This is a genomic window from Falsihalocynthiibacter sp. S25ZX9, assembly GCF_041205405.1.
In the GTDB taxonomy this organism is placed as follows: domain Bacteria; phylum Pseudomonadota; class Alphaproteobacteria; order Rhodobacterales; family Rhodobacteraceae; genus Falsihalocynthiibacter; species Falsihalocynthiibacter arcticus.
In genome coordinates this window covers 60,438-78,290 of record NZ_JBGFCD010000017.1, presented here as the reverse complement: position 1 = coordinate 78,290, position 17,853 = coordinate 60,438, and the positions used below count along the sequence as shown (strand labels likewise).

The window sequence follows — 17,853 nt, the reverse complement described above, 5'->3', positions numbered from 1 at the left end:
GACACTTACAAGGTTTTTGAGGGATTAGTCCAAAGATTTCATGCGTGGTGCCGAACAAGATCCACGCACAATTAGGTCGCCGTGGAGGAGGGACGTCTCTGTGGGGATGCTGCGCGTGGGGAGGAAGTCCAACAAATGTGTCATCGCGATCTCGCCAATTTGGCTGCGAGGCTGACGGATTGTTGTGAGAGAAGGCGTTATATTATTGGCGAAGGGGATGTCGTCGAACCCTACGACCGAAAAATCGGCAGGGACATTGAAACCACGAGATTGCAGCGCGGCGATCACCCCGATTGCGGTATTGTCATTGTAGCAGAAAAAGGCCGTGGGGAGGGTGTCGCGGATAAACAGGCGTTCGATTGCGCTGCGGCCTCCCTCGGTGGTGCCATCGCCCTGAACCCGCCAAACAGAACTTTGATTGAAAGCCTCCGTGAGGGCCTCGCAATATCCCCGATGGCGATGTTCCGAGAGGGCGTCGCCGGGGGGGCCTGAGACGTAAACAATTCTCTTATGACCAAGGGAAATAAGGTAGTCGGTCGCAACTTTGGAGGCAGCAGCATCATTGACGCCAACATAGCTTATGTCAGGGCGATTGATCGGACGCGCGGCCGCCACCATTGGCGGAATTTTGGTTGTTGGGTGTTGCAACCAACCTGCGACAGGGAGGTGGCCTGTTAGAAGGATTAAGCCGTCAGCCATACCCGTTGAAAGGAAGCGCAGATGCTTTTCCTCAAGTAAAACATCCCCCTCCGTGTTCCCGATCAAAACGCCATACCCCCGCGCCTTGGCGACTTTTTCGAGGCCCGTTAGGATGCCTGGAAAATTGGGGTCGGCAATCGACTGGGCTAGAACCATCACCATTTGCGAGCGCTGCATGCGCAGGTTTTGTGCCATAGCGTTTGCCGTGTAGCCCGTCCTTGCGATGGCCGCCGTGACCTTCTTGCGGGTGCTTTCGGCCACTTTTTCTGGCATCCGAATCGCTCGACTCACTGTCGCAATCGAGACACCCGCAAGTTTTGCGACATCCTCGATTGTGGCGGGTCTTGGAGAGGGTTGTTCCAAAGTCAGTGTGGCCTTTTTGAAATTTCGAACTTCAAAATAATGTTAAAAGTCCAATGGTTGCAGCAAGTTTGAGGAGTTTAAAACGGGACGGCACAAAAGAGCAATGAAAAGGTTTACAGGAGTTTATGAAAAGGTTTACATTATTCTTGAAAAGGTTTTCATAATTGGGAACAAAGCGCGGGAGGCGACTTGTTCTAGGGGGAGGAGAAGACATGGCCGATGGAGGTTTCCATGATACGCCAGTGCTGTCCGCAGAGCGGGTAAGCAAGTCTTTTGGTGCGATACCTGTTCTGTTTAGTATCAGCTTTGATCTGCGCGCAGGGGAGGTTCATGCGTTGATTGGGGAAAACGGCGCGGGGAAATCCACGCTTATGAAAGTGATGTCTGGTTTTATCCCCGCAACCTCGGGCACTCTGCGTGTTGACGGCGAAGAGGTTAACTTGCCACCCAACGGGCAAGCAGAAGACCTTGGGATTGTTCTTATTCACCAAGAGCTAAACTTGGCCGAACAAATGACCGTTGAAGAAAATATTTTCTTAGGTCGCGAGATCGTGCGTAACGGGGTTTTGAACCGTCGGGAGATGACTGCACAGGTTCAAAAGATGTTTTCCGACGTTGGCTTAGACATCTCTCCCAAGGCGCGAATTTCGAGTCTTTCCATTGCTCAAAAGCAAATGGTTGAGATCGTCAAAGCCACTAGCCGCAATGCGCGCGTATTAATTATGGATGAACCAACAGCGGTTTTGACTGAAGCGGAAACCAGTGTTTTCTTTGAACAAGTCGCGAAGTTAAAGAAGCGTGGCACGGCGATTATGTTTGTGTCGCACAAATTGCAAGAAGTGAAAGAAATCTCGGATCGCATTACAATCTTGCGCGATGGACAATGGATCGCAACTAAGCCAGCAGATGAATTCACACTGGATGCGATGGCACAGATGATGGTTGGGCGCGAATTGTCCGATCTTTATCCGCCAATTCAAGAAGCTGATGTGGACGCGCCGCGCGTTTTGGAAGTTTCTAATTTAACGACAAAGAATGTGCGTGGCATCAGTTTTGATTTGCGAGCTGGCGAAGTTTTGGGCTTCTCGGGGCTGATTGGGTCAGGGCGCTCGGAAGTTTTTGAGTCGATTTGTGGCCTCTCGGAAATCGAAAGTGGCACGATCAAAATCGACGGCGCCGAAGTGCGGTTTTCGTCTGTGGCCCAAGCCCGCGATGCAGGCGTAGTTTACCTCACGAAAGATCGTAAATCCAAAGGCTTGCTCATGGAGCAGGGGATGCAAAAGAACATGACCTTGCTTGCGCTGCCAAAATTTGTGAAGAATTTCATGTTGGACAAAGGGGCCGAAGAGAAGGCACTGGCGCGCGGCGTGCGCCGCTTTGATATTCGCGCGCGTGACCCCAATGTCAAAGCTGGCGATTTGTCCGGCGGCAACCAACAGAAACTTCTCCTCGCCAAGGTTATGGAGTGTACTCCGCGTGTTGTTATCATCGACGAACCCACGCGCGGTATCGATGTAGGCACCAAGCAGCAGATTTATCATTTCATCGCGGCCCTCGCGGCCGAAGGAATGTCTGTGGTCGTGATTTCATCAGAGATGCCGGAAATTATCGGCATTTGCCACCGAGTTTTTGTGATGCGCGACGGGCGTATCATGGGGTCTGTGACGGGCGACGCCATTAATGAAACAGAGATCGTGCGCTATGCCGCTGGTCTGAAGGAAGAGGTGCGGGATGTCTGATTCAGCCACAACCACAGAAACAAAAAGCTGGCTTTCGTCAGTCGATTTTAAAACACTTGGGCCAGCGATCGCGTTGATATTGCTCTGTATCGTTGGATTTTCACTGAATTCAGCGTTCTTGAGTGAAGGTAATATCACCAATCTCCTCACGAGGTCCGCGTTTATCGGCATCATCGCGATTGGCGCCACATTCGTTATTACGGCTGGTGGAATTGACCTTTCGGTTGGGTCCATGGCTGCGGTTATCGCCGGCGTGATGATCATCGTGATGAACAGCGCAGTTGAAATCATGGGCACAGGTGTCGCGACGGTTCTTTTGGGCTGCGGTGTGAGTGTAATTTTGGGCGTTGGCGCTGGCTGGGCAAACGGATTTCTGACCACTAAAGGAAAAATCGAAGCCTTTATTGTCACCCTCGGGACTATGGGGATTTTCCGCTCGCTTGTGACCTATTTCGCAGACGGCGGCACCTTGTCGTTGGATTATGGCATCCGTGAAACCTATCGCCCAGTTTATTATGAGGCGTTCTTTGGGCTGCCCGTACCGGTTTGGGTGTTCATTTTTGTGTCGATCGCGGGCTGGGTTTTGCTTAACCGAACCGCCTTTGGCCGCTATTGCACGGCAATTGGCTCCTCCGAAAGCGTGGCGCGGTATTCGGCGATTAAAGTCGACCGCATCAAAACATGGACCTATGTGATCCAAGGGCTTTGCGTGGCAATGGCAACCATTATCTATGTCCCGCGTCTTGGCTCGGCCTCCTCAACGACGGGTGTCCTTTGGGAGTTGGAGGCGATTGCTGCGGTGATCATCGGCGGCACGGTCCTCAAGGGCGGCTACGGGCGGATTGGCGGCACGATTTTGGGGGCGCTGATCCTGACAACCATTGGCAATATCCTGAACTTTACGGATATGATTTCGAATTATCTGAACGGCACAATGCAAGGTCTGATTATTATTATCGCCGTTTGGTTGCAGCGCGCGGACTGGGGCAAAAAATCCAAGCCAAAATCCTAGCGTTGAAATGTGCGTCAAGGAGAGGCGCACAAAAGAAGGGGCCGGACCTAAAAAGGGCGGCTAAGATTGAAACTTAGGGAGGAAGATTATGAAACTGAAAACATCACTATTCGTCGCCGCAGTTACGGGGGCCATGGCCCTTGCCAGCGCCGCAATCGCGCAGGACCAAATTAAAATTGGGGTCTCATACCCAACGCCAACCCATGCTTGGGCGGCTGGGATGAACTGGCACGCAGAACAAGCCGAAGCGCGTCTCGAAGCTCTGTATCCAGACGTAGACCTTATCCTTGTGAACTCGCCAGATCCCGGCGCTCAGGCTTCCGCGATTGAGGATCTTGTCTCGGTTCACCAAATCGACGCACTTGTGGTCCTGCCGTTTGAGTCCGAGCCACTGACGGATCCAGTTTTGAACGTCAAAAAAACTGGCGCCCTGATCACGGTTGTGGATCGTGGCCTGAGCTTGCCCGGAATCGAAGACATTTATGTTGCGGGCAACAATCCTGAATTGGGTCGCGTGTCGGCGCAATACATGAAAACGCGTTTGAAAGAAGGCGATAACATCGTTGTTCTACGCGGGATTCCAACCATCATCGACAATGAGCGGTTCGATGCGTTCATGGCCGAAATGGAAGGCTCCGGCGTGAATATCCTCGACCACAAACATGCCAACTGGAATCGCGATGACGGTTTTGAAGTGATGCAAGACTTCCTCAGCCGGTTCCCCGATATCGATGCGGTTTGGGCGCAAGATGATGACATCGCCATTGGTGTTGTTGCGGCTCTGAAACAGGCTGGCCGCGACGGTGACGGCATGTTCGTTGTTGGCGGTGCTGGCATGAAAGAAACCATCAAATCGATCATGGATGGTGAAACATTGATACCAGTTGACGTCCTGTATCCACCAGCGATGATCGCCACGGCGATGGATGTAACCGTTGCCGCCTTCAAGTCCAACGGTCCGGTTTCTGGTCGTTATATTCTGGGTGCGACTTTGATCACGCCCGAGAACGCAGCAAGCTTCTATTTCCCCGACTCTCCTTTCTAGATTCTCCCAAGATCAGACAGTGAAGACGGGAATACGGGGGAGCCTTTCGGGGCTCCCTTTTTTGATTCGGGCTGGTTGTGAACGCTTGGAAAACCGCAGGGCAAAAAAAATGGCCTCGAAAATGCGTGAACATTTCCGAAGCCAATTTTTACAACGCAAAGCGTTGAAATGGTGGGCGATCCTGGAATCGAACCAGGCGTGAGTCGCCTCGAGGGAGTTACAGTCCCCTGCCACACCTTGCGGCCTATCGCCCAACAAGGGGTGAGATACTAGCCCTAGATTGGGGCGTCAACAGGAAAATACCTTGCATCTACACCTAGGCTCTGCGCATTGTCCGCGGCGCAATAAACTAAAGGCGGTGGACCATGGATAAACCTAAATGGGTGATTGAAAAAGAGCAGGACAAACGCTTGGCACGGGCCTCTCGCGTTTGGATGTTTGGGATTCACGCCGTGCGCGACGCTTTGCGCAACCCCAATCGGGAACGGCTGCGATTGATGGTCACCCAAAACGCGTATGATCGTTTAGAGAGTGACATCTTGGCCAGCGGCATGGAGCCGGAAATCGTGCCCACACGCAAATTTTCCGCCCCGCTTGATCCCCAGTCAGTTCACCAAGGCGCCGCATTGGAAGTTAAGCCGCTCGATTGGGGGCCGATTGAGGAAGTCTGCCTTGCTGCGGACGGTCAGGTGCCACGTGTGATCCTGTTGGACCGCGTGACGGACCCACATAACGTTGGGGCGATTCTGCGCTCTGCGGAAGTGTTTGGGGCGCGGGCCGTGATTGCACCAGAACGCCACTCGGCTCCGGAAACGGGTGCATTGGCAAAGACCGCTTCCGGCTCGCTAGAGCGTCAGCCGTATCTGCGGATTCGCAATCTCGCGGATGCCATCGAAAAACTGCAACAAATGGGCTATTTGGTTGTCGGTTTGGATGGCGATGCCGAGGAGTCTATTGAGGACGCGGTTGTCGGTATGACGGACCGTCCCATCGCTTTGGTCTTTGGGGCCGAGGGGCCTGGCTTGCGGGAAAAAACCAAGGAAACCGTTGATAAGTTAGCGAAAATTCCCTATGCGGCCGACTTCGGGTCGTTGAATGTTTCCAATGCTGCTGCGGTCGCGCTCTATGCTGTTCGCCCGAAATAGGCGCTGACGTCTTTCTCGCGGGCTGTCACGGTTGCGTTAGGGGTCTTGGGTTCTTTGCCATTTGTTGCCAAATTTAGAGCAACAGAAAGGATTCTCATGTTCTCTCGTCGCCATTTCCTCGCAATGGCGGGCGCTGCCCCGCTTGCGACTCTCGTTGCGCCACCCGCTTTTGCGGGCAATGACTACGTGTTCAATACCCACGGGGTGGCCATCAATGGCTATGATCCCGTTGCCTATTTTACTGAAAGCAAACCCGTGCAGGGGATGATGAAATATGCGGTGAAATGGGAAGGCGCGATGTGGGTGTTTTCGTCGATGCACAACGCTGAGATCTTTATGGGGAACCCGCGTGCCTATGCTCCCAAATACGGGGGCTATTGCGCCTATGCGATGTCCAAAGGGGCTGTGGCAACCACGGAACCCGATGCATGGACGATACACAAAGACCGCTTGTACCTAAACTACAACACAACGGTTCGAAGTGTTTGGCAGGAAGATATGCCGGGCAATATCGCTCTTGCCAATGGGTTCTGGCCTTCAGCATTGATGTAGTGTGATCACGTTTTCTTGAGAAACCCTTAACATTTTGAACTCAGTACCCATTTTTTAAAGAGTAGGGTTTGGAACACCCTCGCAAATACTGTCCCTCGTTCCACACTAGCGTCCGAGCTTTCCCCAGTTCGGGCGTTTTTTCTTGTGTGAAATGGGACGGTTCGAAAGGTTTTAGGGATGAAACATACAGATCAAACGCTGCGCGAAATCTTTACCGACACGAGGGTCATTGCCTGTGTTGGCATGTCGAAAAAACCGGAACGAGCGAGTTATTACGTCTCTGAGTTCCTGAAGGATAAGGGGTTTCGCATCATTCCTGTTAATCCCGTCTATGTGGGGCAGACGCTGTTGGGCGAACCCGTCCGCACCAGTTTGACGGCAATTGAGGCCGATATCCAAGTCGATATGATCGATATTTTCCGCAGAAGCGAAGATGTGTTGCCCGTTGTGGAGGAAGCCCTTGCGCGCTTTCCGAATCTCAAGGTGATTTGGATGCAGTTGGGGATAGAGAATGCGCAAGCGGCGGAACTTGCAGAGGCGCGGGGCGTTACAGTCATTCAAAACCGCTGTCCGAAAATCGAGTATCCGCGCCTGTTTGGTTAACGCGATGCCTTTTCGGAAATCCCTGACGTTCCTGCGCGGCGGGCCAATTCGGCTTCGACCTGCGCAAGGGATACGCCGCGCGACTGCAACATAACCAGCAAGTGAAAAAGCACGTCGGCGCTCTCTTTGACGAGTTCGTCTTTGTCGTTTTTTACCGCAGCAATGATCGCCTCAACGGCTTCCTCACCAAATTTCTCGGCGCATTTTTCGGGGCCTTTAGCGAGGAGTTTCGCGGTCCAGCTGCCGGTTGGGTCGGCGCTGGCACGCTCGGAAATTGTCTGGGCAAGTTTTGCGATTTCACTCATCTGTCTAGCCTCACATTGATACCATTCGCGGCCATGTATTCCTTGGCCTCGCGAATGGTGTAGTCCCCAAAGTGGAAGATCGACGCGGCAAGTACTGCGGAGGCTCCGCCCAGTGTCACACCTTCGACGAGGTGATCCAACGTGCCGACACCACCTGAGGCAATCACCGGTACAGAAACCGCATCCGAAATCGCGCGGGTAAGGGGCAAGTTGAAGCCTGCACGGGTTCCGTCACGATCCATCGAGGTGAGCAGGATTTCCCCAGCGCCCTTGGAAACAACGTTTTTCGCAAATTCAACCGCGTCAATACCGGTCGCTTTGCGGCCACCGTGGGTAAAGATTTCCCACTTGCCAGGGGACACGGTTTTCGCGTCGATGGCGACCACGATGCACTGGCTTCCGAAATGGTTTGCCGCGTCGGCGATCACGTCGGGATTGGCAACGGCGGCGGAATTGAAGCTCACTTTATCCGCGCCAGACAACAGCAATTTGCGGACATCATCACGGGTACGCACACCGCCACCAATTGTAAGCGGCATGAAACAATGTTCCGCCGTGCGCCGCGCCAAATCATACATGGTACCGCGATTTTCGTGGGTGGCTTTGATGTCGAGAAAACACAACTCGTCGGCCCCCGCAGCGTCATAGGCTTTTGCGCTTTCCACGGGGTCGCCCGCGTCGATCAAATCGACGAAGTTCACGCCCTTCACGACACGCCCTTCGGCGACATCTAGGCAAGGGATGATGCGGGTCTTGAGCATGGCGGCGGCTCCGTGGTGAAGGATTTCTTTGTCATAGGGGAAACACCGCTTCCCGACTAGGGGGCGTTAAGCGGTTTCGCCTTTTAGCACTTTGAGCGCTTGGGCCAAGTCGATCGCGCCATCATAGAGCGCACGACCGGAAATCGCGCCATTGAGGTTGGCTCCGCAATCGCGAAGCGCCCGCAGGTCGGCCAAGGAGCTGACGCCGCCTGAGGCGATAACGGGAATGGTCACCGCGCGGGCGAGGGCGGCTGTGGCTTCGACGTTGGGACCCTTCATGGCGCCATCGCGGTTGATATCGGTGTAAATGATCGCCGAAACGCCCGCATCCTCAAAGGATTTGGCGAGGTCTGTGACCATCACGTCGGTTTCCGTCGCCCAGCCTTTGGTCGCGACACGGCCATTGCGCGCGTCAATTCCAACGGCGACTTTTCCGGGGAACTCGCGGGCGGCTTCGCGCACGAGGTCGGGGTTTTCAACGGCGACGGTTCCAAGGATGACGCGGGCGAGGCCTTTGTCGATCCAGCGCGCGATGGTTGCCATGTCGCGGATACCTCCGCCCAATTGGGCAGGGACGCGGCATTGTTTCAGAATCGCCTCAACGGGGGCGGCATTTACAGGCTCGCCCGCAAATGCTCCGTTGAGATCAACGAGGTGGAGCCATTCACAACCTGCCTCAACAAACTCCAGCGCTTGGGCCGCTGGGTTTTCGTTGAAAACGGTGGTTTGGTCCATATCGCCCTTGAACAGGCGCACGGCGTTGCCGTCTTTGAGGTCGATGGCGGGATAGAGGATCATGAAGCTGGCCTGTTTTGAGCTAAGTTAGCGCCTTTTGACATGGTTTTTGTGGGAAAGCAAAAGCTATGGCGCGAAAAATGCGACCCAACGTCATGGTTGATCGAAGCGAGAATTCTGGCGCAGGTTTGCTTTGAAACGGGAGGATACTGAATGAAAACACTACTTACAGCCGCGGCAGCGCTTGTTTTATCTGTCGGCGCAGGATTTGCAGATCCGATTGACGGCACATGGAAAACCGAAGTTGATGATGGGGCCTATGCCCATATCGCCGTTGCGCCCTGTGGCGACAAAATTTGCGGCGTGATTGCGCGCACCTTTGATTCTTCGGGGGAAACCAAATCGCCGAACATCGGCAAGCAGTTGGTTTGGGATATGAGCGTGAAGGGCGAGGGGGCCTATGCGGGCGGCAAAATTTGGCAACCCTCCAAAGACAAAGTGTATAAGTCCAAAATGGCTTTGAACGGCAATACGCTCAAGGTTTCGGGCTGTGTCGGCCCTATCTGTAAGAAACAAACGTGGTCGCGCGTGAACTAAGCGCCATGTGAGAAAGCCCTGCCGATTGGCGGGGCTTTTAATCTTTTAGGGTTTCCATTTCAGGAAGTTGGCAATCATCCGCAGGCCGGTTTGTTGCGATTTTTCTGGATGAAATTGCATCCCGATCAGATTGTCACGTCCGACAATCGCGGTGATTTCCTCGGCATAATCCACATGCGCCAAACGGTGGGCTGGGTTTTTGACGCGGAAATGGAAGGAGTGGACGAAATAGGCGTGATCACCCGTGGAAATCCCCTCCAGCACTGCGTGGGGATGGTCCAAAACGAGGTCGTTCCACCCCATATGCGGGACTTTTAGCGTGGGGTCCGAAGGGTCGACTTTGACGACATCGCCGCCGATCCAATCAAATCCAGCGGTGTCTGTATACTCATGGCCTGTTGTCGAAAGCATCTGCATCCCGATGCAAATCCCCATGAAGGGGCGGCCCCGTGCAACGACGACTTCCTCTAAGGCTTCAAACAATCCCGTGTGGTCAAAAAGCTCGGCTTTGCAGGCGGGAAAAGCGCCATCTCCGGGCAAGACAACGCGATCCGCCCGCAAGACATCGGCGGGGTCGGAAGTGACGATGACGTCACCCGAATTGGTCTCGGCCGCCATGCGTTGGAACGCTTTTTCGGCCGAGTGCAGGTTGCCACTGTCGTAGTCGATGATTGCCGTGAGCATTTACAACGCACCCTTTGTCGACGGAATCGCATCCGCTTTGCGCGGATCGATTTCAACCGCTTCACGCAATGCGCGGGCCACCGATTTGAAGGTCGCTTCAGCAATGTGGTGGCTGTTGAACCCGTGCAATTTGTCGACATGCAGGGTGATGCCGCCGTGGGTGCTGAGGGCTTGGAAAAACTCGCGGACCAATTCGGTGTCGAAGGTGCCAATTTTTGGCGTTGGCATGTCGACGTTCCAAATGAAATAGGGCCGTGCGGAGAGGTCCAGCGCAGTGCGGATTTGCGAGTCATCCATTGCCAACAGGAAAGACCCATAGCGCCGAATCCCTCGTTTATCGCCAAGCGCTTGGCTCAAGGCCTGACCAATCGCGATTCCCACGTCCTCGACGGTGTGGTGGTCGTCGATGTGCAAATCGCCGCTGGCGCGGACGGTCAGATCGATGAGCGCGTGCCGCCCAAGTTGATCCAGCATATGATCAAAGAAGCCCACACCCGTTTTGTTGTCGTACAGACCGGTCCCGTCGAGATTGATTTCGACCGAAATATCGGTTTCTGCAGTCTTGCGCGTAATTTTTGCGGTCCGCATGTCAGGTCTCCTAAGTTTTTTCCATCTTATAGGCGTGCAGGGCGACCAGATAAAGAGCGCACTTAACGGTGAACGAAAGCCCTCTGAATATGTGTTCTAGGCCTCACGCCATTGGCCATTTTCGAGCCCTTCGATGGACCAATCGCCGATTCTGTAGCGGATCAGGCGCAATGTGGGGGATCCGATATGGGCCGTCATGCGACGGACTTGGCGATTGCGGCCCTCTGAAATCGTGATCGAAAGCCAACAATCGGGCACCGTTTTGCGGAATCGAACAGGGGGGATTCGGGGCCAAAGGCCTGTGGGTTCGGTCATCCGCTCCACTTTGGCGGGTTTGGTCGGGCCATCTTTGAGGGCGACACCACGGCGCAGGTTTTCGATATCGGCGTCGCTCGGGGTGCCTTCTACTTGCACCCAATAGGTTTTTTCCATCTTGAATTTCGGGCTGGCAATCTTGTTTTGCAATTTGCCGTCGTCCGTCAAAAGCAACAGGCCTTCGCTGTCGCGATCAAGGCGTCCCGCAGCATAAACTTTTGGAACTTTGATGAAATCAGAAAGGGTTTGGCGCGTACTGCCTTGCGAGCCCGCGTCCGTAAATTGCGAAAGCACATCAAAGGGTTTGTTGAAAAGGATCAGAGTCATGCCCCTAAATGCCAGAGCAAAGCGAGGGGGGCAACAGGTGGGAAAGTATAAGATTTCCTTCACATTTTATCGAATATTACCATTTTGATAAGATTTCCCCTTTATCAGGGCAATTACAACCTTCGCGCGGTAAAGTGACAGGGCAGCCCTTGCAGGTCCCTGTTGGGACTATTACTACTTCTAAGCTAAGTGGATCCGCGTTGACGTGAAGACGCAAAGAGTAGGCAGGCAAATATGAACGACCCAGTTGAGACGTATATGAACCTCGTGCCCATGGTGGTCGAGCAAACGAGTCGCGGCGAGCGCGCCTATGACATTTTCTCCCGCTTGCTCAAAGAGCGGATCATTTTCGTAAATGGTCCCGTTCATGACGGAATGAGTCAGCTTGTTGTGGCCCAGCTTTTGCACCTTGAGGCCGAAAACCCCGAGAAAGAAATCTCGATGTATATCAACAGCCCCGGCGGCGTAGTGACATCCGGACTGTCGATTTATGACACGATGCAATACATCAAACCTAAAGTGAGCACTTTGTGCATTGGGCAAGCGGCTTCTATGGGGTCACTTTTGCTTGCAGCGGGCACCAAAGGCATGCGTTATTCTCTGCCCAACAGTCGTATCATGGTGCACCAACCTTCGGGCGGATACCAAGGGCAGGCGACGGATATTCTTATCCATGCTCAGGAAACACAAAAACTCAAGGACCGCTTGAATGGCATTTATGTCAAACATACAGGTCAAGATATGAAGACCGTCGTCGACGGGCTTGAGCGTGATAATTTCATGTCTGCAGAAGAAGCTAGAGACTGGGGTCTCATTGATGAGATCGTTGAGAATCGCGAAAAAAGCGACGCATAAGGGCGCGTTGGTTTCTACCGATGCGTTAACGGCACAATGATTTTGCCGTTGTACAAGAAAATTGGCTGTCCTAAGCTAGGGCCTAAGGCAGCCTAAACAACGTTTATTACGGTTTGACTGGGCGCAATGCGGCCACCAGAGATCAAACAAAGGATCACCATGGCAAAAACGACGACTGGCGACAGCAAAAACACACTTTACTGTTCTTTCTGTGGAAAGAGTCAGCATGAGGTTCGTAAACTTATTGCAGGACCAACGGTCTTTATTTGCGATGAATGTGTTGAACTTTGCATGGACATCATCCGCGAAGAGACCAAGTCTAGCGGTCTGAAAGCCACGGATGGCGTTCCGACACCGAGTGATATTTGTGAAGTTCTTGATGATTATGTTATTGGCCAGGCGCACGCAAAGCGTGTGCTCGCAGTTGCTGTGCATAACCATTATAAACGTTTGAACCACTCCGGTGGTACAGGCGACATCGAACTTGCAAAGTCCAACATTATGTTGGTTGGCCCAACGGGTTGCGGGAAAACCTTGCTCGCGCAAACACTTGCGCGCATTTTGGACGTTCCGTTCACCATGGCGGACGCCACAACTTTGACCGAAGCAGGCTATGTCGGGGAAGATGTCGAGAACATCATCCTTAAATTGCTTCAGGCCAGCGAATACAATGTTGAACGCGCGCAACGTGGCATCGTCTATATTGACGAAGTCGATAAAATTACACGCAAATCTGACAATCCGTCGATCACTCGCGATGTGTCGGGCGAGGGTGTGCAACAGGCGCTTCTGAAAATTATGGAAGGGACGGTTGCTTCCGTGCCTCCACAAGGGGGGCGTAAGCACCCACAGCAAGAATTTTTGCAGGTCGATACCACTAATATTCTGTTCATCTGTGGCGGCGCGTTTGCCGGCCTCGACAAGATCATTGCTGCCCGTGGTAAAGGTAGCGCGATGGGATTCGGTGCCGATGTCCGCAATAACGACAATCGGGGTGTTGGGGAGATTTTCCAAGAGTTGGAGCCAGAAGACCTTTTAAAGTTCGGTTTAATCCCTGAGTTTGTCGGGCGCCTGCCTGTGATTGCAACTCTTGAGGATCTTGACGCGGATGCGCTGGTGACGATTTTGACCAAGCCTAAAAATGCGCTGGTCAAACAATATCAGCTGTTGTTTGAACTTGAAAACGCGGAATTGAAGTTCACCGACGACGCCCTCAAAGCTATCGCCGGTCGCGCCATCAAACGCAAAACGGGTGCGCGGGGGCTTCGGTCCATTCTTGAAGAAATCCTTCTGGATACAATGTACGAACTCCCAGATATGGGCAGCGTAACGGAAGTGGTTGTAAACGAAGAAGCTGTCTTAAGCGACGCGTCGCCTCTTTTGGTCCATGGTGATGAAAAAGCTGAGCCCGTAAGCGCGGGCTAATGAAACTCGAGTTCTGGGAAGAGGAGTATCTCTTTCCCAGAACTATTTAACCGCTAGATACCTGATAAATTGGCTTCAGCGGCAAATTGCCTTACCTTCGCGCGTATGGACTAGACCTCAGGCGCGAGTTGCGGCATATCTACCCCAACGATTTTCGGAGACTCCTATGCGCTTTATTCTCAGCTTGATCACATGGTGGAACAGAGAAACTTTGGGGACACGTGTATTTACGTGGCGCAAAGGGACCAAAGTTGGCGAAGATGCCGCTGGTAATTTATTTTACAAAAACAAGGATGGCTCCAAACGGTGGGTCATCTTTAACGGTGATATCGACGCGAGCAAAGTTTCGCCAGATTGGCATGGTTGGCTGCATTTCACATGGAACGACACGCCGACCGATGCGCCTTTGGCTCATAAGGTTTGGGAGAAACCGCACCAAAAGAACACAACGGGCACGCTCGCGGCATATGCGCCGACAGGGTCGCTGCGGCAAGCTTCACCTGCGAGTCGCGCAGATTACGAAGCTTGGCAGCCAGAATAACAATGAGCGATTCTCCAGCTCAAATCATAGTGGGCAGTGCCGTTTTGGTTGTTGCTACAGGGTTTCTGATCTTTGCGGGACAAGCAACTGGATTTGGAAGTAGCCGCGCTGGCTATGAATTGTCTGCAAGCTTTCGTTCCGCAGAAGGTATTACCGTTGGCTCAGACGTGCGTCTTGCCGGTGTGAAAATCGGATCCGTCACCAAAATGGCTTTGAACACGCGGACATTTTTCGCGGACACTGAAATAACGCTCTTCGATGGCATCCAACTACCGGATGATAGTGCCATAACTATTGCCTCAGAGGGTTTGTTGGGCGGTAATTTCGTTGAAGTCAGTCCCGGCGGATCGCTTTCAAACTTCGAAGCAGGTGCCGAAATTGAAGATACACAAGGGGCGGTCAGCCTCATATCGTTGTTGATGAAATTTGTCTCCGGGAGCGGCGCGGAATGAACCGCTCTCTGTGTGCAGTTTTGGCTTTTTGCGCAATGCCGGCGTTTGCTCAGACCATTATTGAAGAGCCCTTGCCGTCCTTTGACGAAGAGTTGGGGATCATTGGCATCACGACTGAGAACCGCAGTCTAGACGTTCTTAATTCCAACGGCGATCCTTTTCTAGAAAGCGTTGAGACTGAATCCGTCGAGCAGGTGTCTCAAGGTACGGGTGCTGTTCTGCGCGGTTTAGATCGGGTGAGTACCGAGCTTCAGGACTTTGAGCTTGCGACAGGCGAAAGCTTTATGGTCGGTCCATTGCTCGTCACTTTAAAAGAGTGTCGTTACCCGCAGGACAATCCCTCTGGTGATGCATTCGCCTATCTGACTATTGAAGATCGCCTGCAGGGTGAAATCGTTTTTGAGGGCTGGATGATTGGGTCCGCTCCTGCGCTCAATGCGTTGGATCACTCGCGGTATGACGTCTGGGTGTTGCATTGCAAAACGTCCTCAGGCGACGAAATCGCTCCTGCTGAGTAGAAATTCGCATCGACTCCGAGCGCAGAAAATAAGCGTTTCCGATAGGTTTCTCTTGGAATTTCCTGTGCTCCGAGCGAGAGCAGATGGGGCGTGACAAATTGTGTGTCAAACAGGGTGAAGCCGCACCGACAAAGCCTGTCTACCAGATAGGCCAGAGCGATTTTTGAGGTGTCACGGCGGTGTGAGAACATGCTTTCCCCAAAAAATACCCCCCCCAATGTGACGCCGTAAACCCCGCCGACAAGGGTGTGGGTGTCCCAAACTTCGATTGAATGCGCAAAACCCAATCGATGCAGTTCTTGGTAGAGATCAAAAATTTCGGCATTGATCCATGTCTCCGCTCGATCCGCGCATGCCGCAACCGTTCCAGAAAAAGCGCTGTTGATTCGAATGTCGAACGACGAGGTTCGCAAGGTACGCGCCAAACTGCGTGAAATGTGAAACCCGTCGAGCGGAATAACGCCACGGCGGTGTGGGTCAACCCAAAATATATCAGGGTTTTCGCGGCTTTCAGCCATCGGGAATACGCCAGACGCGTAGCCGTTGAGCAATATTTCTGGCGTTAAAGGGTCAGACATTCCCAGTCTCAGCATATGAAAACGCCCACCCGAATAAGGGCAGGCGTGTGATTCTCAAGATAGGTTTGCTTCGAGCCAGCGTTCAAGCCAGTGGATGTCGTAATTCCCCGTTTGGATGTCTTCCTCCGCGAGGAGCATGTCAAACAGCGGCAAGGTGGTTGCGACGCCATCGACGATCAGCTCGCCTAAGGCCCGCTGCAGACGTGCGAGCGCTTCGGGGCGATCACGCCCGTGGACGATCAATTTTCCAATCAAACTGTCGTAATAAGGGGGGATCGTGTAGCCGTCATAAAGTGCGCTATCCATACGGACACCCAAGCCACCCGGCGCGTGGAACTGCGTGATACGCCCAGGGCACGGGGCGAAATTCGGCAGGCGTTCGGCGTTAATCCGTACCTCAATCGCGTGACCGTTGATGACAAGGTCATCTTGGCCAAAGGACATTTCAAGGCCAGATGCTACCCGAATTTGCTCACGCACCAGATCAATGCCAAAAATGGCTTCGGTGACCGGATGCTCTACTTGAAGGCGCGTGTTCATTTCGATGAAATAGAACTCCCCATTTTCGTAGAGAAATTCGATTGTACCCGCGCCAACGTAATTGATCCGCGCACAGGCGTCCGCACAGACCTTACCGATTCTGTCCCGCAACTCTTGGGTGATGCTCGGGCCGGGGGCTTCCTCAAAAACTTTCTGATGGCGACGTTGGAGCGAACAATCCCGCTCGCCTAAATGCACCGCTTTGCCTTTGCCGTCGCCAAAGACTTGGATTTCGATGTGACGCGGCGTGCCGAGATATTTTTCGATATAGACTTCGTCGTTGCCAAACACCGACTTGCCTTCAGAACGGGCTGTGCGGAAGGCAACTTCGAGGTCGGCTGCGGATTTGGCAAGTTTCATGCCACGGCCACCACCGCCCGCTGTTGCCTTGATGATCACCGGGTAACCAACTTCGTTTGCAACTTTTTGCGCGGTCTCGTAGTCAGGGACGCCCCCGATTGAGCCAGGAACGCAAGGCACGCCAAGTTTTAGCATGGTCTCTTTGGCGGTGATTTTATCGCCCATCGTGCGAATGTGTTCCGACGTCGGGCCGATGAACGCGATGTCATGGTCTTCGAGGGCCTGCACGAATGCCGCGTTCTCAGAGAGGAAGCCATAGCCAGGGTGGATCGCTTGGGCGCCTGTGATTTCACAGGCCGCAATGATGGCTGCCACATTGAGATAGCTGTCGGTGCTGGAAGGGGGGCCAATACAGATTGCTTCGTCGGCCATGCGCACATGCATGGCGTCTGAGTCCGCAGTGGAATGGACGGCGACCGATTTGATCCCCATCTCGCGACAAGCGCGGATCACGCGTAGCGCGATTTCTCCACGGTTGGCGATTAGAATTTTTTCAAACATAGGGCGCGCCTTATTCGATGATCATCAATGGTTGGCCATACTCAACGGCGTCGCCGTCGGTGATCAAAATCCGCTTAACCGTGCCGGACGCAGGGGAAGGAATATGGTTCATTGTTTTCATCGCTTCGATGATCATTAATGTGTCGCCTTCGGTAACTTTGCTACCCACACTTACGAAATTAGCTGCACCGGGTTCGGCCGCCATATAAGCGGTTCCAACAACGGGTGAAGGCACCGCGCCGGGATGGTCAGACGGATCTTCACTGACGACCGCAGGAGCGGATGCGGGTGCAGAAGCCACAGCCGCAGCAGGGGCTGCAACGGGGGCGGCTGCAACGGCGGCAACAACATTGGTTTGTTTGCTAACACGAACATTCAAGCAATCGTCGTCGCCATACTCGCGTTTGACATGCAGCTCGGTGAGATCGTTTTCATTTAGAAGTTCTGCAAGGGCCTTAATGAATGCCACATCTGAATCGTGATTTTTTGTCATGCCGTCCTCGATGTTTTCCGTTACCGCTTCTTTGGCAGCAACATGCCAAATTGTGTTTTAGACGCTTATAGCCAGTTGCCAAGTGATAGAAAAGCATTCCTACAACAATTCTTGACCTTA

22 protein-coding genes and 1 tRNA gene are annotated in these 17,853 nt (G+C 53.2%); 12 read left to right on the top strand and 11 right to left on the bottom strand.

From position 1 onward, the window contains the following. Positions 1–24 precede the first annotated feature (24 nt). Positions 25–1,062, bottom strand: coding sequence for a LacI family DNA-binding transcriptional regulator (locus tag AB9F29_RS17625; RefSeq protein WP_369756593.1), 1,038 nt, complete (start codon positions 1,060–1,062; stop codon positions 25–27). Positions 1,063–1,274: 212 nt separating this feature from the next. On the opposite strand from AB9F29_RS17625, the gene AB9F29_RS17620 reads away from it, so the two are divergent. The 3 genes from AB9F29_RS17620 to AB9F29_RS17610 all read left to right on the top strand — a co-directional run bounded on the left by AB9F29_RS17620 (position 1,275) and on the right by AB9F29_RS17610 (position 4,858). Further along, positions 1,275–2,801 carry a sugar ABC transporter ATP-binding protein gene (locus AB9F29_RS17620; RefSeq protein WP_369756592.1) on the top strand — a complete coding sequence of 509 codons (1,527 nt, stop codon included), beginning with the start codon at positions 1,275–1,277 and terminating at the stop codon, positions 2,799–2,801. Further along, positions 2,794–3,813 carry an ABC transporter permease gene (locus AB9F29_RS17615; protein WP_335585765.1) on the top strand — a complete coding sequence of 340 codons (1,020 nt, stop codon included), beginning with the start codon at positions 2,794–2,796 and terminating at the stop codon, positions 3,811–3,813. The genes AB9F29_RS17620 and AB9F29_RS17615 overlap by 8 nt, the downstream gene beginning before the upstream one ends. A gap of 88 nt (positions 3,814–3,901) precedes the next feature. Beyond that, positions 3,902–4,858, top strand: a complete 957-nt coding sequence (locus AB9F29_RS17610) for a substrate-binding domain-containing protein (protein WP_335585764.1) — start codon at positions 3,902–3,904, stop codon at positions 4,856–4,858. Positions 4,859–5,027: 169 nt separating this feature from the next. Here the strand turns inward: AB9F29_RS17610 and AB9F29_RS17605 are convergent. Continuing rightward, positions 5,028–5,111: transfer RNA gene (locus tag AB9F29_RS17605), tRNA-Tyr, on the bottom strand. Positions 5,112–5,223: 112 nt separating this feature from the next. Here AB9F29_RS17605 and rlmB point away from each other — a divergent pair. The 3 genes from rlmB to AB9F29_RS17590 all read left to right on the top strand — a co-directional run bounded on the left by rlmB (position 5,224) and on the right by AB9F29_RS17590 (position 7,158). Beyond that, positions 5,224–6,003 carry a 23S rRNA (guanosine(2251)-2'-O)-methyltransferase RlmB gene (gene rlmB / locus AB9F29_RS17600; RefSeq protein WP_335585763.1) on the top strand — a complete coding sequence of 260 codons (780 nt, stop codon included), beginning with the start codon at positions 5,224–5,226 and terminating at the stop codon, positions 6,001–6,003. Between the two features lie 96 nt (positions 6,004–6,099). Beyond that, positions 6,100–6,555, top strand: coding sequence for a YHS domain-containing (seleno)protein (locus AB9F29_RS17595; RefSeq protein ID WP_335585762.1), 456 nt, complete (start codon positions 6,100–6,102; stop codon positions 6,553–6,555). Positions 6,556–6,732: 177 nt separating this feature from the next. Further along, positions 6,733–7,158: a CoA-binding protein gene (locus AB9F29_RS17590; protein ID WP_369756591.1), complete on the top strand. Its 426-nt coding sequence runs from the start codon at positions 6,733–6,735 to the stop codon at positions 7,156–7,158. Here the strand turns inward: AB9F29_RS17590 and AB9F29_RS17585 are convergent. The 3 genes from AB9F29_RS17585 to hisA all read right to left on the bottom strand — a co-directional run bounded on the left by AB9F29_RS17585 (position 7,155) and on the right by hisA (position 9,022). Then, complete coding sequence (locus tag AB9F29_RS17585) at positions 7,155–7,463, bottom strand: phosphoribosyl-ATP diphosphatase (RefSeq protein WP_369756590.1); 309 nt, start codon at positions 7,461–7,463, stop codon at positions 7,155–7,157. The two genes, AB9F29_RS17590 and AB9F29_RS17585, sit on opposite strands and share 4 nt — an antisense overlap. Next, a complete protein-coding gene (gene hisF, locus AB9F29_RS17580) occupies positions 7,460–8,224 on the bottom strand; it encodes an imidazole glycerol phosphate synthase subunit HisF (protein WP_039002543.1) in 765 nt (254 codons plus the stop codon). Before hisF ends, AB9F29_RS17585 begins: the two co-directional genes overlap by 4 nt. A 66-nt stretch (positions 8,225–8,290) precedes the next feature. Continuing rightward, the gene (hisA, locus tag AB9F29_RS17575) at positions 8,291–9,022 is read right to left on the bottom strand and encodes a 1-(5-phosphoribosyl)-5-[(5-phosphoribosylamino)methylideneamino]imidazole-4-carboxamide isomerase (RefSeq protein ID WP_335585759.1); all 732 of its coding nucleotides are present in this window, start codon (positions 9,020–9,022) and stop codon (positions 8,291–8,293) included. 150 nt (positions 9,023–9,172) lie between these two features. Between hisA and AB9F29_RS17570 the strand changes: the two genes are divergently transcribed. Next, on the top strand, positions 9,173–9,556 hold the full coding sequence (locus AB9F29_RS17570) for a DUF2147 domain-containing protein (protein WP_039002541.1): 384 nt from the start codon (positions 9,173–9,175) through the stop codon (positions 9,554–9,556). A 45-nt stretch (positions 9,557–9,601) separates the two neighbouring features. Here the strand turns inward: AB9F29_RS17570 and hisH are convergent, their stop codons facing one another. From hisH to AB9F29_RS17555, 3 genes are all read right to left on the bottom strand, one after another. Beyond that, on the bottom strand, positions 9,602–10,240 hold the full coding sequence (gene hisH / locus AB9F29_RS17565; RefSeq protein ID WP_369756589.1) for an imidazole glycerol phosphate synthase subunit HisH: 639 nt from the start codon (positions 10,238–10,240) through the stop codon (positions 9,602–9,604). Continuing rightward, complete coding sequence (hisB, locus tag AB9F29_RS17560; protein ID WP_335585757.1) at positions 10,241–10,828, bottom strand: imidazoleglycerol-phosphate dehydratase HisB; 588 nt, start codon at positions 10,826–10,828, stop codon at positions 10,241–10,243. It abuts the gene before it with no gap. Positions 10,829–10,924: 96 nt separating this feature from the next. Continuing rightward, positions 10,925–11,470, bottom strand: coding sequence for a pseudouridine synthase (locus AB9F29_RS17555; protein WP_369756588.1), 546 nt, complete (start codon positions 11,468–11,470; stop codon positions 10,925–10,927). A 234-nt stretch (positions 11,471–11,704) separates the two neighbouring features. Here AB9F29_RS17555 and AB9F29_RS17550 point away from each other — a divergent pair, with 234 nt between their 5' ends. The 5 genes from AB9F29_RS17550 to AB9F29_RS17530 all read left to right on the top strand — a co-directional run bounded on the left by AB9F29_RS17550 (position 11,705) and on the right by AB9F29_RS17530 (position 15,261). Continuing rightward, the gene (locus AB9F29_RS17550) at positions 11,705–12,325 is read left to right on the top strand and encodes an ATP-dependent Clp protease proteolytic subunit (protein ID WP_039002536.1); all 621 of its coding nucleotides are present in this window, start codon (positions 11,705–11,707) and stop codon (positions 12,323–12,325) included. Between the two features lie 159 nt (positions 12,326–12,484). Next, positions 12,485–13,750, top strand: a complete 1,266-nt coding sequence (gene clpX / locus AB9F29_RS17545; RefSeq protein ID WP_039002609.1) for an ATP-dependent Clp protease ATP-binding subunit ClpX — start codon at positions 12,485–12,487, stop codon at positions 13,748–13,750. 166 nt (positions 13,751–13,916) lie between these two features. Continuing rightward, positions 13,917–14,291 carry an NADH:ubiquinone oxidoreductase subunit NDUFA12 gene (locus AB9F29_RS17540; protein WP_369756587.1) on the top strand — a complete coding sequence of 125 codons (375 nt, stop codon included), beginning with the start codon at positions 13,917–13,919 and terminating at the stop codon, positions 14,289–14,291. Between the two features lie 2 nt (positions 14,292–14,293). Continuing rightward, on the top strand, positions 14,294–14,743 hold the full coding sequence (gene mlaD, locus AB9F29_RS17535) for an outer membrane lipid asymmetry maintenance protein MlaD (protein WP_369756586.1): 450 nt from the start codon (positions 14,294–14,296) through the stop codon (positions 14,741–14,743). Continuing rightward, positions 14,740–15,261 (top strand): DUF2155 domain-containing protein, encoded by a 522-nt coding sequence (locus AB9F29_RS17530; RefSeq protein ID WP_369756585.1) that lies wholly within the window; start codon positions 14,740–14,742, stop codon positions 15,259–15,261. Before mlaD ends, AB9F29_RS17530 begins: the two co-directional genes overlap by 4 nt. Here AB9F29_RS17530 and aat read toward each other — a convergent pair. The 3 genes from aat to accB are packed head-to-tail and all read right to left on the bottom strand — an operon-like array spanning position 15,189 to position 17,733. After that, positions 15,189–15,839 (bottom strand): leucyl/phenylalanyl-tRNA--protein transferase, encoded by a 651-nt coding sequence (gene aat, locus AB9F29_RS17525; protein WP_369756584.1) that lies wholly within the window; start codon positions 15,837–15,839, stop codon positions 15,189–15,191. The two genes, AB9F29_RS17530 and aat, sit on opposite strands and share 73 nt — an antisense overlap. A gap of 54 nt (positions 15,840–15,893) precedes the next feature. Continuing rightward, entirely contained in the window at positions 15,894–17,240 is a 1,347-nt protein-coding gene (gene accC / locus AB9F29_RS17520; RefSeq protein ID WP_039002529.1) for an acetyl-CoA carboxylase biotin carboxylase subunit, read from the bottom strand. A gap of 10 nt (positions 17,241–17,250) precedes the next feature. Next, the gene (gene accB / locus AB9F29_RS17515; RefSeq protein WP_039002528.1) at positions 17,251–17,733 is read right to left on the bottom strand and encodes an acetyl-CoA carboxylase biotin carboxyl carrier protein; all 483 of its coding nucleotides are present in this window, start codon (positions 17,731–17,733) and stop codon (positions 17,251–17,253) included. Between the last annotated feature and the right edge of the window lie 120 nt (positions 17,734–17,853).